Genomic DNA, 14,407 nt, shown 5'->3' on the forward strand with positions numbered 1-14,407 from the left:
AGCTACAGACATTTTCCATAGATAGATATTACAGACGTACGTTACAGATAGTTGTTACGAAGATACGTTACAGACACTTGTCATAGGCTGGTTATTGGGACAAAAACGCAGTACTGGGGCGTCACAGAAATTTGTTACAGACGTATGTAACAGACGACTGCTACAGATGACTGTGGCATGTTTCTGAAACAGATTTATGTAATAGACGACTGTACGGTCTGTATATGATAACTGTAGTCGTGTACTCCGAATCGGGCGGTACCTTCAAAACCACCACAACAGCGAATCTCGCAGTCAGTCTCGTCCGGATGGGACTGGACGTCTGCGTGATCGATCTCGACCCACAGGAGGGCAACTTGACGAGCCTGTTCGATGTCGGGGAACACCGCAGTGATCCGGAGGCTGATAACCTCGTCAAGCACATCCTCGAGATGCCGGACGGTGATTTCGAGGACCTCATCGAAACGTCGGACGAAGGTGTCGATGTGATCCCGAGCCACGACATGCTCGGTGACTTCACATCGAATCTCGAGCAGAAGATCGCCTACGAAACGGGCATGAAGAACATGAGCAAAGAGGAGTTCCCGCGGTTTGAGCTCCTCTATGATCTCCTCTGGAACGAACAGGAACTGCATGAGGACTACGATGCCGTCCTCATCGACCCGAACGCTCGAGCGGAGGACCTGCTGTACAACTCGATCTACGCTATGCGGACGCTGGTTGCGCCGGTCAAACCAGCTGGCAAAGGGAATCTGAGTCTCGATGGCCTCGACGAACTCGTCGGTAACATGGAGCGCAAGCTGGACATCGAGGTCGGCCTTTCTTGTGTCGTTCCCTCCGGTGTCGGCCAGACGAACGCCCACCAGCAGTACTCCAAGCAGTTCAAGAACACCGACGAGTTCGCGACGCCGATTGCAATCCCCGATCGGGAGAGTTTGATGGATACGATGTGGGAAGCGCGGGGTTCGGCGTACAAGGTCCTCGAGGAGCGCTGGAAGACCTTCGAAGAAGACGGCGAAATGGTCAGCAGTCCCGGTGAACGAAGCGTCCGTGACCGTGAACTCGAGACGATCCGAGATATACACGAACTCGGCGTGTTCGTTGCGACGGATACGTTCGACGCCCAAATCGATTCCGAACTCGTACTCGATATTCAGGGCCGCGGAGAGGAACGCTTCGATTTCCGAGATACCACTGAAACCGAGGTGGCGACCCAATGAAAGATGGCTCTGGGGATCTTGATTTCGGCGACAGTGGTAGCAGTGAGGAGGAGACAACCGACTCCGAACCGCCGGGTGGAAAGATCGACGACAGCCAGCCGGATCGTAGCCGATCGGGATCGTCGTCAACTCGGTCGGACCCGACGCCCGATCAGCCTGGCACATCGTCGACGTCGACCAACGAGTCAGAGCAGGACGAGCACAAGTACCCGTATTTCGTCCGTCGGAGCAAGGTGCTCGACGAGCGAGACGAACGAATTGAGGCCCATCTTCGGGAAGTCGTTACCAACCAGGAGTCGGACTTCCGAAGTGAACTCGCCGACGAACTCGAGACGAACGGTGACATTCCGAAATCGGACGCACGTGAATTCGCGCTCCTGTATGCGTTTGAGAATCCAAAGGGAGTTGCCGAGTTGATGCGTGAGGAAGGGTTTGGCGAGCTTGACTGAGGAATCTCTAATTCTATTCACCCCAATAGATTGTACGGTTGTTGATGGAACTCTGTGAGTCCAATTAAATCTCATGCCCACGCATAATGTCAGGTTCAGATTAGCTGATTCCATGCGAACGCGAATGATCTAAGCCACTAATTAGCAGTTGTTGCTTGAGCATTGCTAAAATAGTTTGGAAACGAAGAGGTATATTGACTTATCTCTATAAAGATATGTACTCGTTATTCTGATTTCCATGCCGTTCATATCTGAAATTGAGACCATGTCTCTCACAGGCGTAGTTCAATGAATGGTCTCCATCAATGGAGACCACGGCGTCGAAGGCGTCGTGTCTCTCTTGAAGTTTGTGAATGAACATATTCGCTATAACCGTGGTTATTACTGATCTAGGCTTCGTATGGAGTAGTCTGTTTGGTTTGGGAGCAACAGCAGTGTACAGCTTGTCCGATTCATCATTGAGTTGGTCACAGTTTCATCCACTGCAATGTGATTCGGACTGTACCCTGCCTCTGGCTGTAGATCGGCGCTTTGAACTCAATCATTGACCGTTGACCGAGCGCGATTAACACCAAACATCTATTGAAATCGAACTGTATTCAAAAACGAGAAGTAAGCAAGATATAGCTGAAGACTGAGCCATATCAACAGTCATAGTGTTTCTTTATTTTCCACAAAATTTGGGTCAATCTGGCTGGTATTAGTACTGAAACGTACGTTTTCGGGCATGAATCACTTGAAAACACCACATCTCATTCCTTCAACCTTACCTGAATACCACCTCACGGATAGAGCGTCGAACTAGATATCTGTGAGGAGGTTGTGGTCCGCGTCGATGGCCTGCGCGTCCTCGTCTAGCAGCGCCACAATGAGATACGGAACGTGTAATTCGAAGTACTCGACGAGCGACGCGATCCGTTCGGAATCGATCGCCTCGAGGGAGTCGAGCAACATGAACGGGACCGTCTCGTACACGTCGTGGACGAGGTAGCCGGCCAACGCGAACACGAGCCCGGTCACCTCTCGTTCGCTTTCACTCAGGTGGTCGATCGTGTCTTCATAAGCTGCACCCTCGTTGGTACTGCGAACGATCTTAAGATCGAACGATGACTTCGAGATCTTCCGACGGCCCTCCCGGACCTCGCGAGTGGTCCGATCGATCCAGATGCGGTCGAGATTGTCGTAACCAAGCGTCTCACGCAGGTTCTCCATGTGTTCGTTGAATGCCTCGACTGCATCGGCTTCGATCTGATCAATTCTCGTGCGAAGGTCTGTCAGCTCGTTCGTCACATCCTCACGACGCGCTTCGAGTTGGTCCTGTTCGTCGAGTCTCTCTTCGATCGTGGCGATTTCGTCTTCGATCTCGTCGCGCTCTCGCTCCTTGCGTTCGAGTTTGAACTCGAGTTGGTTGACTTCTTTGTGCTGCTCGAGGATTCCGCTGTACTCCTCGGTCTCGAGTTTGTCAACCTCGGCCTCGAGGTCATCTATTTCGTCGGTCAGCACTTCACGTTCGTCAGTGAGTTCCTCGATTCGGTCGTTCCGCTGTTCGATCTCGTCACCGATCGACTCGAGACGTTGCTTCGTCTGCCGGTACTCGGCCCGGTTTTCGTTGATCTCAGATAGTGTTTCCCGCCGGTCCGTGAGATCGCCATTGATCTCAGATCGTTCTTCGAGTCGATCCTGGCGTACGGTTCGGAGTTGTTTGATCGTCGCCTCAATCTGTTCGCGAGCTACCGACGAACCACAGGTCCAGCAGGTGACCGTCTCAGAATCGTCGAGTAACTGATCCGTGACCGGTCCATCGTCGTCGGTCCGATCGTTCGCAAGGACGGAGTCGGGATCGTCGAGGAGCTGTTCATTGAACTGGATCGTACTCTGGAGTTGTGAGATCTCGTCGGAAAGGTCCGCTTTCTCTTCCTGAAGCGTCTCGATCTCGGCCTCGAGGCGGCTAATATCGGTCTCGCCATCGGTCGAGAGCGATTCGAGTCGATCCCGAATTTCGTCCCGTTCCTCTTTCAGTGCATCGACACTTTCCCGTTCCGTTTCGATTTGATCGCGAACCCGTTCGAGTTCCGATCGTGTCTCGCGTAGCTCGTCAAGTTTCGATTCGAGTTTCGACTTCTCCTCTCGTCGCTGTTCGACGTCGACGTTCGCGTCCTCGAGTTCAGCGCGAGCCGTTTCGAGTTCGTCCTGTAGCGTTTCGATTTCGTCGGTAATCTGCGTCCGCTTCGCCTCGAGGTCGGGCAGACGTTCTTTCAGCGATTCGAGTTCCTCGAGTTGCTCGTCGAGTTCTCGCTTTCGTTGCTCGTACCGTTCGATCTCGGACTTGATTTCAGCGGTATCGACCGGCCGCATGATCAGTTCGCGGAGGTCGTCGCCGCTCCTGACAGCGCGGCGCGCCTCGTTGGATTCGAGTAGAAACGCGAACAGGTCCGCGAGTTCCGGATCATCGAGGTAGGGATTGCCCTCGGTGGCGACGGTCCCAGCTTGCCGCTCGAGTCGCCGTCGATAGCTCTCGTCGCCGAACTTGAGGGTTGCACTCCCCTCGTCAGCATCCGCTTTGAGACTCACCTGATCGCTTCCAAGCGCCGCCATGATACCCTGCAACAGTGACGTACGGTTGGTTGCATTTCTCCCAGAAAGGATCGTTGCTCCTTCTTGGAAAGAAACTTCCGTCTCGTCAATACCGCCGATATTGGTGATAGAAAGCATTGCTTCTCCCGGAATTTCTGGGGCCTTCTCATCTACTCTACTTGCCATGAATTCTATCTTTCGCTCCACATACATAGGTATTTTCGTTCCACTTGCGTGTGGGGAGACAGCTGGAAACCGGTCGACCGAGACGTCACCTCTCACTGGCGCCCAACCGCTTGCAGTCACAGGACTGCTGATCAAGCAAGTCTCTGATGGTGTATTCCTGAAAACAGTCCTCACAGGTCACCGTCACTGAGACGTTCACATTGAACTCTCCAATTTCGAGTATTCCTTTGCGATCGAGTTGATCGACCGTGTCTGCCGTTACTACCGCTGTCCTGTTCTGGAGCGCACCGAGTTTTTCGGCACTTCTCTCGAGTCGTTCCTCGTCACTGGGCGTCTCGACTGACGCGTCGAGACACTTCGTTAGATGGTTATACACTGTCTGGTGGGAGACAAAGTCGGATTCGACGTCTTCGACCGGAACGCCGTCGCGCTGGAGGTGTTTTTTCGTTTCGATACGTGTTCCGCTCGTGATGTCGTCGCTCGTGAGCAGCCTGTACGTGTTTTCGACCTCCCCCTCTTTCCGGGGGACATTCGCGTTTGTAAGTGCGGTTTCCAATATTCGGTGGTTCACGTACGTTGCGAGTTCGCGCGTGCTCCGTTGCTCGTCGCCGTCATCGGTCCAGTACTCGACGAGTGCCTTGTCGAGAGCCAATAGGTCGTACTTCTTAGCAATCCGACCAAGCTTGCAGTCGCAGGTAATCTCCGCTTCCTCTGATTTACGTTCGGTCACTATCCCGTACTAGTTCCGTGTGCGTAAAAATGGTTTCTATATCGGACTTCTTCATATCTATGTAGACGTATAAACCCATGCATATTAACCATATTCTAAAATATTATTTTATATAATTATTTACTAATTAGAATATAGTTTGACATCAGAATCTAGTATGTGTGTGTAAGAATTCATGTCATATATGTTTTGTTGGAGTCGTCTGCTATCAAACTAGTATCGGCCGTATTTACACCCGTACTTCTGTAATCAAGCCGCTCTATCATTGCTGACTCACTACCCAGTGCTGCTTCGTATTCGGTGCAAATAGATGATCAAATGGTAAATATGTGTAAACCATCATGAAATCGTCGGTGCGAAACACCGAACGATTCGAATGTGGATGATGATCCAGCGTTACAGTTCTTGGATTGAAGTCAAACGAGAAATGGTCTTCTCACTTATGTTTGACTTAAATACCACATAATCTTCATCACTCGATGCGATTTACAGTAGTACAGGTGTAATTGGATATGGGTTTACGAGTAAGAGATAGTCAACTCAAACTCCTTAACAGCCCCCTGAATTAGTGCGGGAAGTTCTGATTCGAACTGTTCACCTCGCATTCGGTGAGATGGTCCTGCGACAACCAAGCTCCCGATCACATCATCTTCGGGAGAGAATGCTGGTGTGGCGATCGCTTTGAGTCCTTCAACGTACTCTTCGCGAGCGATTGCGTATCCACGGTCGCGGATGTCGGCGAGTTCCGAACGGAGCTCCTTCCTGTCTGTAATCGTGTTGTCTGTTTGTGGCGGTAGGCCATGTTCGTCTAGTATCGCTTCACGCCGCTCTTCCGAAAGATGCGCAAAAATCGCTTTTCCAGAGGCTGTTTGGTGAAGGTATACATTCTGTCCGACCCGTGCCTCTGACGGAACGCCTTCTGTCCCCATCTCGCAATAGAGAAATGTCCCGATCCCTTGGTCCTCGGCGAGAAAGCCAACGAACTCACCGGTCTGATCCGCCACCTGCTGGACGATCGTTTTTGACTGTCGATGAAACGAATAACGCTCCCGTGCGGCCCCGCCGAATCGAAGGAACTCTAGTCCAAGGACGTACTCGTCGTCAACCTTCGTGACGAACCGTCTATTTCGAAGTGTTTTGAGGTGTCGATGCACGGTACTCTTCGACATGCCTACCTCATCAGCGATCGTCGTTAATGTGGCTCTCTCGCACACTCGGAGCGTTTCGAGTATTTTGAGTAGTGTTTCGTCCGATTTGATCGTGCCGTCTATCTCCTTTCCCATGCCATGGCCAATGATGTGAATCACCATAGTTGTTCCGTCTCATGCAACCATCACGATTGTCCCTTGAAGAGTTGATAGTGATCGTTAGAGCATTGCACGAGACGGAACGAGTGCTGATCCAATTATTAGGTCGCTATATGTGCATTTTCTAGCCCAATATACCCTCTATATGCCGGATTTAGCCCCCTCTGAAATAGATCGTAATATTTTGGGTGGGAAAAATATGCATATCCGATATCCGCTTATTGCACGGTAACCAATGACGCGAAGCAGATCTCAAAACGGAAAATAGACTTGGTAGTCACACCCCGAGAACATGAGAATGAGATACGAACGAGAAGAGACCGAGCTATTTACTTCAACTCTGCATCGGCGATGCGGTCCTTGAGGGCCTGCTTCTCAATCTTGCCGACTTCAGTTCGCGGAAGCGACTCAAGAACTTCGAGATACTCGGGCCGTTTGAAGACGGCGATGCCGCGTTCCTCCAGGAACGACGAGACGTCCTCGAGTGAGAGGTCGGCCGCATCGTCTGTCAGTTCGACGAACGCGGCCGGTCGTTCTCCGAGTCGATCGTCCGGTATTCCGATTAGTGCAGCGTTCGCGATCTTTTGGTGCTCAACGAGTTCGTCCTCCACACCGGGCGCGTAGATGTTCTCTCCGCCGCGGATAATGGTATCCTTGATTCGGCCGTAGACCTCCAAATTGCCGTCGTCACGTCGAGCGAGTACGTCTTCAGTGAAGAACCAGCCGTCGTCGGAGAAGTTCTCTGCGTTCTCCTCCTTATTGCGGAAGTAGCCAGTGAAGTAGCCAGGTCCGCGGACGGCGAGTTCGCCTGCTTCTCCGGTAGGGACCTCCGTTTCGCGGTCGTTCTTTACGATGCGGATCTCGTCGGCCTCAGGTGCAATCGGACGACCGACAGTATTGGCTTGAATCTCGACATCATCGTCGGGATGAGAGCAGATGAGTGGGCCCTCGGCCATTCCGAAAATGTTACAGAATCCGACGTCCCAGCGATCGACCGCCTCTTCGACAACCCTCGGCGGAACCTTCTGGCCGCCGCTGACGAGTACCTTGAGTGAACTCAGGTCGTACTGATCGAGCTCGGAATGTTCGAGGATGTCGAGGATCTGGGTAGGCATAGGAAGCGTGTAGTTCCCACCGACACGCTCGATAAACGCCATGAGCGTGTCCGGCTTGAGTTCCGATTCGACTGCGACGGTCGCTCCCTTCCATAGAGCAGCGCCTACAATACAATTGAGTGAAGCGTTGTGACCAATTGGGACGCTCGGGAAGGCGACCCAGTCGTCTTCGACGCCGGCCGTGTCAGCCATCCGTTTCCACTGGAAGACGTAATCATTGTGGGTGCGTGGGATCGCCTTCGGCAATCCGGTCGTGCCTCCGGAGAGGAGCATGACGCCCGGTTTCGACGGATCGACATCAACCTCTGAGACGACGTCGCCATATTCGTCGAGCCAGCGCTTGTCGCGCATATCAGAGAACGTGACGCAACCGTTGGCGGACGTCGTCTTGTTGTCAGTGAGAGCGACGAGGTGCTCCAAGGGTGTATGAGAGTCGCGGACGTCTTCTGCGAGCCCGACAAAGTCGAATCTGGGCGAGTAGCGATCGTGATCGACAATATAGGCTCGCGCGTCGGTGAGACCGACGACGTGGTTCGCCTCGGCACTCCGGTGACGGGGGAGTACCATCACCGGAATGACGCCGATTCGGGAACAAGCGATGAATGCCTCGAGAAATTCGGTGCAGTTCGGTAGCTGGAGGACGATCCGCTCGTTCGGACGCAGGCCGAGTTCGCCGACGAGATATGTTGCGATCCGCCGGGAGTTTGCAGCGAGCTCTGCGTACGTGAGCTCGCGACGGGGACCGACGAGAGCAGTGTTGTCGGGTATTTCCTCCGCATGTCGGTCGATTACGTCGTGAAGCGTGATATTTTGCCAGTACCCGGCGTCGATGTACGTTTGCTGCCGTTCGGCGTCGAACGGAACATAACCGTCTAACGACGCCGTATCGATAGTCTCGCCTTCGACCATAGGTGTGGGTTCCCATATCGGGGCGGTGTTCTTAAATCTATGTCTTGGCTTTTGCCTTCCTGTTCTGTAACTCACACTTCCATAAGCGCACTATTCGTTATTCCCCACGGAATATGTGTGAAGATTTACGATTACCTTCAAGTACCCCCGTCATATACCGTGGTATGTGACACAAGACCATGATGGGAGATAGCTTTTGGACTCCGAAGACACCGGTACGAGCGGCGCTGTTGGGTTCCGTACTGGCGATGATTGTGCTACATCAAAGTGAACTGCTTGGCTTGATGAACGCTCAGACGTTACTGTTCGGCTGGCTACCGCTTCAGATCGCGTACGACATCGCGTTCCTTCTTATCGGTGTCGTCATCCTTTCAGTAATGTACGTCGTCGCACCCGAGCCGCCCGCGGATTACGACACGAAACTCGAGCAAGACGATGAACCGACCGACCCTGTTACCCCCATGGAGGGAGATGACTGATGCTGGCTGAATCGAATCTCCTTATCGTCGGCATCACTGCGATTTACCTCCTGATCGTTCTCGGTGTCGGTCAGCTCGCGGCGCGCACGACTGGGACCTCCCGTGAGGACTACCTGATGGCGGATCGGTCGTTTAGTACGATCATCCTCTTGGCAGCGCTATTCGCCACGAACATGACCGCAGTGGTGATGATTGGAGCGCCGGGGCTGGCGTATAACTCCGGTGCAGGTGCGTTCGGGTTCTTCGTCGTCCTGTTCGCATTCCTCTTCCCCGTCTTCCTGATGACGGTCGGCTACCGGATTTGGATGGTCGGTAAAGAGTTCGGCCACATTACGCCCGCACAGATTATCAACCACCGGTGGGACGCGGAGTACCTCGGCGTGCTCGCTATGGGAATGTTCACTGTCTGGACCGTTCCGTACCTCCTCGTCGGCGTACAGGGAGGGGGGATCGTCTTCGAGGCACTGACGGATGGACTGGTCCCCTACTGGGCAGGCGCTGCAATCGTCCTCTTAGTGGTCGGGGGCTACGTCTATCAGGGCGGAATGCGCGGGACTGGTTGGACGAACGCGTTCCAGGGAGCCGTTTTCATCGCGTTCCTGCTCGCGATGTTCGTCTGGATTCCGTTACGGGTTGGCGGGTTCGCCGAGGCGACGAACGCCGTCGCACAGATCAACAACGGCGCGTTCCTGAACCGCGCTGGGATTCCGCCGTTCCAACCGCGAGTCTGGTTCTCGCAGGGGATGATCGTTGCGTTCGGCGCCTTCATGTTCCCCCACCTGATCATCCGTTACATGACCGCTAAGTCCGTGAAAAATCTCCAGCAGACCGCCGTCCTCTACCCCGTCGCGGTCATCGTCGTCTGGGTTCCAGCAGTGCTGCTCGGGTTCTGGGGGATCGCCCTGATCCCAGACCTGGCGAACCCTGATTTCACCCTGCCAGCGTTGGTTGACGAGTTCCTCCCCATCTGGGTCATCGGCTTCGCTCTGGCCGGAATTCTCGCTGCGCTCATGTCGAGCCTTGACGGCCAGGTACTCACCCTTAGCACCTTCTTCACCGAGGATGTGCTCCGGCCGTTCTTCGATGTGGACGAGTCCAAAGAGATCCACTACACGCGGTTCTTCCTGATTGCGATCTTCCTCGCAGCGTTTGCAGGCGCTATGCTCACCCGGGATACAATCGTCGACACCGCGACATTCGCGTTTTCTGGATTCGCACTAATGTTCTTCCCGATCTGCTCGGCGTTCTACTGGCGTCGATCCAATAAGTACGCCGCGTATGCGGGCCTTATCTGGGGATTTGTTGGGCTTTGGGCGTTCGAGCTAGGACTGCTCCCGGGGAATCTCACCTTCGGGTTCCTGCCGTTCGTGCCACTCGCCGTCAGTCAGCTCGTCCTGATGGTCGTCGTTGCCTATTCGACACCAAAACCGCCGGAAGACAAGGTATCGGAGTACGAACGACTCTTCGAAAACGTCTGGTGAGCAGTCACAACAATGAAGGGAGTACGAGTTATCATGCTAAACGAGAACTCACGCATGCGAGGAACTGTCCAGTACTGCGAGCAGAGACAGCGTGCTAGCCAAACTGAAGAACACGTAGGTGGCCGTGAGATGATCGCAGCCTATCGCCGAGGAGGGGTGTTCTAACTGATGAACGTCGCAACTATCGGGGGTGGTCCCGGCGGACTATACGCGAGTCTCCTCCTCAAACGGAGCCATCCCAGCTGGGACGTGACCGTCTATGAACGGAATCCAAGGGGGGTCACATATGGCTGGGGGATTGTGTTTCCGAACCGAACGCTCTCGAACCTTGCCGATGCCGATCCGGCCTCTCACGAGGCGATAACCGAGACGTTCGACCGCTGGGATCCATTTGACATCATTACCGATGATGATCACTTCCGGTGCGACGGAAATACGTTCGCGAGCATGATGCGGACCGATCTTCTCTCCGTCCTCGAGGAGCGCTGTCGTGAAGTTGGTGTTGAGCTAGAGTATGAGTCGGAGATAACGGATCCCACCGCTATCGCTACCGAGGCCGATCTCTGTATCGCGGCCGATGGGATTCACAGTCACACGCGCGAGGTTTTTGCCGACGAGTTCAGCACGGAGATCAACCGAGGGAGCGTGCGGTTCTCTTGGTTCGGGACCGACGCGGAGTTCGAGGCGCTGACCCACATCTTCGTTGAGAATGAAGACGGTATCTGGTGTGCTCATACCTATCCCGGACCAACGAGCACATTCATTGTCGACTGTGATGCCGAGACGTGGAAGCGTTCTGGGATCGCCGAAATGACCGAAGACGAGTACCTTGCCTACCTTGAGGACGTATTCGCCGATCAGCTAGATGGACACGACATAAAGTCGCAGCAGGATCGGTGGCAGCGGTTCCAGACGGTAACGAACGAAAACTGGTACCACGACAACGTCGTACTCGTCGGTGACGCCGCTCACACCGCTCACTATTCGATCGGCTCCGGGACAACGCTCGCCATGGAAGACGCTATCGGATTGATGGAGGCCTTCGAGAGTCACGACGAGATCGACGCTGCGCTCTCGGCCTACGAATCGGCCCGAAAACCGTTCGTCGAAACCTTGCTGTCGGCGGCCGAGCGGAGTCGGATTCATTTTGAGGATATCGACCGCTATTATGACCTTCCGCCTCGGCAGTTCGCGATCCACCATCTTACCCGGAGCGGACGGCTCACGTACGGTAGCCTTCAACGCCGTGACCCAACATTCACGGATGCGTTTGACGAGTGGTTCGTCAAACGGACGCCGGGCGGTACGGAGACACGACCGCCGGCCCGCCAGCCGGTTCGACTCGCCGATACTGTCGTCTCAAACCGGTACGTCCGCGCCCTCGAACCCACGTCGTCCGCCGAAGGGGGAATGCCGTCGGCTGCTCAACTGTCCGCATTCACCGCGGCTGCGGACGAGAGACCGGGACTACTGCTCACAGAACCGCTAGCCGTCGCTCCCGAAGGACGGCCGGTGATCGGCACGCCGGGACTTTACACCGAGGATCACGGCGCTACGTGGACCGAGGCCGTTGAAACCGTGCCGGATGGAGTTACGGCCGGTGTTCATCTCACGCACGCCGGCGCAAGCGGTGGGCGCGAACCTCGCGTTTTCGATCAAGGCGACCGTACCGAACGAGAGTCGACGTGGGCGCCACGCCTCAGCGACGACTATCCGGTTCATCCGCAATCGTTCGACCCTACCGAAATGAGTTCGGCGGAACGGAACGCCGTTATCGACGATTTCGTCTCAGCGGCGCGTCGGGCCGCCGACGCCGACTTCGGGTACGTTCAGCTCCAGGCGGCCTCCTCGTCAGTCCTGTCGCAGTTCCTAACAGCTCCGGACATACCGTTCGAGGACGGCATCCAGTTCGTACAGACTGTCGTTAGCGATGTCGCCGACGCGGTACCGCCCGGAACGCCGCTCGGAGTAACGGTTCCAGTCTCGGACAGCGACGAGTGCGGACTCTCGCTCGAGGAGGCGTTTGTGGCCGTTCGCAAGTTTTCAGCGGCGGGCTGTGACGTCGTAGCGCCGGTCGATACCACGACTAGCGAGCGTGGACTGGCCGAGAAAGGACCAAGCGATTTCAGCGATGATATTAGAAACGAGGTCGATATCAGTACGTTGGCGACTGTACCAACCGCATCCGCCGATAAGGTGAACACGCTCGTCGCAACCGGGCGTGCAGATCTCTGCGTAGTTCAGGGGACACCGTCTCGCAACGATTGACTTAGGTCCACCTCGGGACGTTCCAAATGCCAACGCAGCCGTCGACGTTCGTGAAGGCTCCGCTGAGCCCTGTCGCAGAGTAGACTGCGTCGACGGCGACTGTCGAGACGATCAAGTCTTTTCACTCATGGTCTCTGCATCTGAAAATATACAATCACAAATCAGACGTTGCGCGGCGGAAAACAAGCGAGACAGGTAGCGAGGATCTCGATCCGCGCACAAAAAGCGTTCAGTCAACAGGCTGTTCGATGCTGGCGTCGAATACCTCTTCTGACCGGAAGACGCCGCGACAATCCTCGCAGACCATCTGTCTCTGAATCGCGTACTCCCAGAGTTTACCGCTGCAGTCCAGACAGTCGAAGTGCGCTCGGACGAACGGGTCCTCGTCGACGTAAGGGTTATCGAACTCGGCCATACGAGAATGGTATGGGCAACGACGTATATCAGTATTGCCCATTCGACGGCTGTGTGAGCGGTCGCGACGTAGCCAACTCTGTGACAACGGAGTGGAGTTGGGACCGCGTTACTCGTCAATCGCCGCCTCGGCGTAGAAGTTCATCGACCGTAGGATCGGCTCGTCGGTCATTCCCAGCAGGATCGCCTCGTCGTCGGGCTCATGATGGTGTGGTTCGTCCGGCGGTACGACAAAGATGTCCCACTGTCCCCACTCGAGGGCTTCGTCACCGACGTGGGTGGCGCCCTTGCCCTCGATGACGAAGTAGACCTCGACGGAATTGTGGAAGTGCGGGTCCGTCGGGCCGTCGTTGAGCAACTGGGCCCGGAACGACATCGTCGGGAACAGCGGCGGTTCTCCGGTGGCGGGATTGACGTACGCGAGGCTATAGCCGTCGTGAGGGTCCGGATCGTCGTTGTCAGCCCGCTGGCGCAGCGCCTCTTCCATCTCGTCCCAGCCGAAGCGGTATGGCGGCGTCGGCTCCTTGTTCCCCTCGAACGGGCCGGGGATCGTGCCGTCGTCGCGCTCACCGTCGGGACGGCCGCGGCCGTACTGGGAGGCCCAGTAGCCCTGGGTCTTCGTGACCGGCTGACGCTCAAGTTCGTGGTTCTCGAAGACGTGAGCGTTGTTTAGCGTGTCGAGGAACAGCGGGAGGTCGAGGACGTCAAGCCACGCGGCCGTCTCGTCGCCGTCATTGACGTGGTCATGCCACTCCCACTGGGGCGTCGTAATCAGGTCGTTATCCTCCATCGGGAACTCCTCACCGGCGACGACCGTCTTCATGTCCTCGTGGCCGTCAATCGTGAACCGAAGGGCGCTGGCAGCGTGGCGGTGGGCGGGCGCCGTCTCGCCCGGCGAGACTGTCTGGACGCCGACGTAGACCGTGTTCGAAATCGCGTTTTGGGCGTTGATCGGGACCGCGACTCGTCGCTGGAAGCCCGGTGGTAGGTCGGCGATTGGGACGTCGTCTTCGATGCCATCGATCGCGGCCTGAATGTCCTCCCACTTCCAGATGTTCGCTTCTAAATCGTCAAGGAGGTTCCCCATGTCGTCTTCCACTTCCCAGAGCGGGCGGAGGTCGTTGTCCTTAAGCAGGCTCCGGGTGTCGGAACTCAGCTCTAAGAGGTCCTCTGACTCTTGCTGTGCCATGTGCGTGTTTTTGTCGAATGAGACCATAAGTGTATTGGAGACTTCTAACACACCGCGAACGCACGAACAGCCGGTACCGAACGGTC

Annotated in this window: 11 protein-coding genes and 1 pseudogene; 5 read left to right on the forward strand and 7 right to left on the reverse strand. The window is 55.4% G+C overall.

The genetic code is table 11. The features are described 5' to 3' along the window. The first annotated feature begins 224 nt into the window (after positions 1-224). Both LDB05_RS22775 and LDB05_RS22780 read left to right on the forward strand, forming a co-directional pair. Positions 225-1,220, forward strand: a complete 996-nt coding sequence (locus LDB05_RS22775) for a ParA family protein (RefSeq protein ID WP_226008363.1) — start codon at positions 225-227, stop codon at positions 1,218-1,220. Next, entirely contained in the window at positions 1,217-1,669 is a 453-nt protein-coding gene (locus LDB05_RS22780; RefSeq protein WP_226008364.1) for a DUF7970 domain-containing protein, read from the forward strand. Before LDB05_RS22775 ends, LDB05_RS22780 begins: the two co-directional genes overlap by 4 nt. A gap of 137 nt (positions 1,670-1,806) precedes the next feature. Here LDB05_RS22780 and LDB05_RS22785 read toward each other — a convergent pair. The 5 genes and pseudogenes from LDB05_RS22785 to LDB05_RS22805 form a co-directional block, all read right to left on the reverse strand. Beyond that, positions 1,807-2,398 (reverse strand): annotated as a pseudogene (locus LDB05_RS22785) (transposase domain-containing protein). Between the two features lie 72 nt (positions 2,399-2,470). Then, positions 2,471-4,429 (reverse strand): archaea-specific SMC-related protein, encoded by a 1,959-nt coding sequence (locus LDB05_RS22790; protein ID WP_226008365.1) that lies wholly within the window; start codon positions 4,427-4,429, stop codon positions 2,471-2,473. Between the two features lie 85 nt (positions 4,430-4,514). After that, the gene (rdfA, locus tag LDB05_RS22795) at positions 4,515-5,159 is read right to left on the reverse strand and encodes a rod-determining factor RdfA (RefSeq protein WP_226008366.1); all 645 of its coding nucleotides are present in this window, start codon (positions 5,157-5,159) and stop codon (positions 4,515-4,517) included. 518 nt (positions 5,160-5,677) lie between these two features. Continuing rightward, the gene (locus LDB05_RS22800; RefSeq protein WP_226008367.1) at positions 5,678-6,442 is read right to left on the reverse strand and encodes an IclR family transcriptional regulator; all 765 of its coding nucleotides are present in this window, start codon (positions 6,440-6,442) and stop codon (positions 5,678-5,680) included. 353 nt (positions 6,443-6,795) lie between these two features. Continuing rightward, positions 6,796-8,565 (reverse strand): (2,3-dihydroxybenzoyl)adenylate synthase, encoded by a 1,770-nt coding sequence (locus LDB05_RS22805; RefSeq protein ID WP_226008368.1) that lies wholly within the window; start codon positions 8,563-8,565, stop codon positions 6,796-6,798. Between the two features lie 209 nt (positions 8,566-8,774). On the opposite strand from LDB05_RS22805, the gene LDB05_RS22810 reads away from it, so the two are divergent. The 3 genes from LDB05_RS22810 to LDB05_RS22820 all read left to right on the forward strand — a co-directional run bounded on the left by LDB05_RS22810 (position 8,775) and on the right by LDB05_RS22820 (position 12,718). Then, positions 8,775-8,969: a hypothetical protein gene (locus tag LDB05_RS22810; protein ID WP_226008369.1), complete on the forward strand. Its 195-nt coding sequence runs from the start codon at positions 8,775-8,777 to the stop codon at positions 8,967-8,969. Beyond that, entirely contained in the window at positions 8,969-10,450 is a 1,482-nt protein-coding gene (locus LDB05_RS22815; protein ID WP_226008370.1) for a sodium:solute symporter family protein, read from the forward strand. The genes LDB05_RS22810 and LDB05_RS22815 overlap by 1 nt, the downstream gene beginning before the upstream one ends. Positions 10,451-10,618: 168 nt before the next feature. After that, a complete protein-coding gene (locus LDB05_RS22820; RefSeq protein ID WP_226008371.1) occupies positions 10,619-12,718 on the forward strand; it encodes an FAD-dependent monooxygenase in 2,100 nt (699 codons plus the stop codon). A 229-nt stretch (positions 12,719-12,947) separates the two neighbouring features. Here LDB05_RS22820 and LDB05_RS22825 read toward each other — a convergent pair whose 3' ends face one another. Both LDB05_RS22825 and LDB05_RS22830 read right to left on the reverse strand, forming a co-directional pair. Further along, entirely contained in the window at positions 12,948-13,133 is a 186-nt protein-coding gene (locus LDB05_RS22825) for a hypothetical protein (RefSeq protein WP_226008372.1), read from the reverse strand. Between the two features lie 108 nt (positions 13,134-13,241). Beyond that, positions 13,242-14,321 carry a cupin domain-containing protein gene (locus LDB05_RS22830; RefSeq protein WP_226008373.1) on the reverse strand — a complete coding sequence of 360 codons (1,080 nt, stop codon included), beginning with the start codon at positions 14,319-14,321 and terminating at the stop codon, positions 13,242-13,244. Positions 14,322-14,407 lie beyond the last annotated feature (86 nt).

Source organism: Natrinema salinisoli, assembly GCF_020405205.1.
Lineage (GTDB): Archaea > Halobacteriota > Halobacteria > Halobacteriales > Natrialbaceae > Natrinema > Natrinema salinisoli.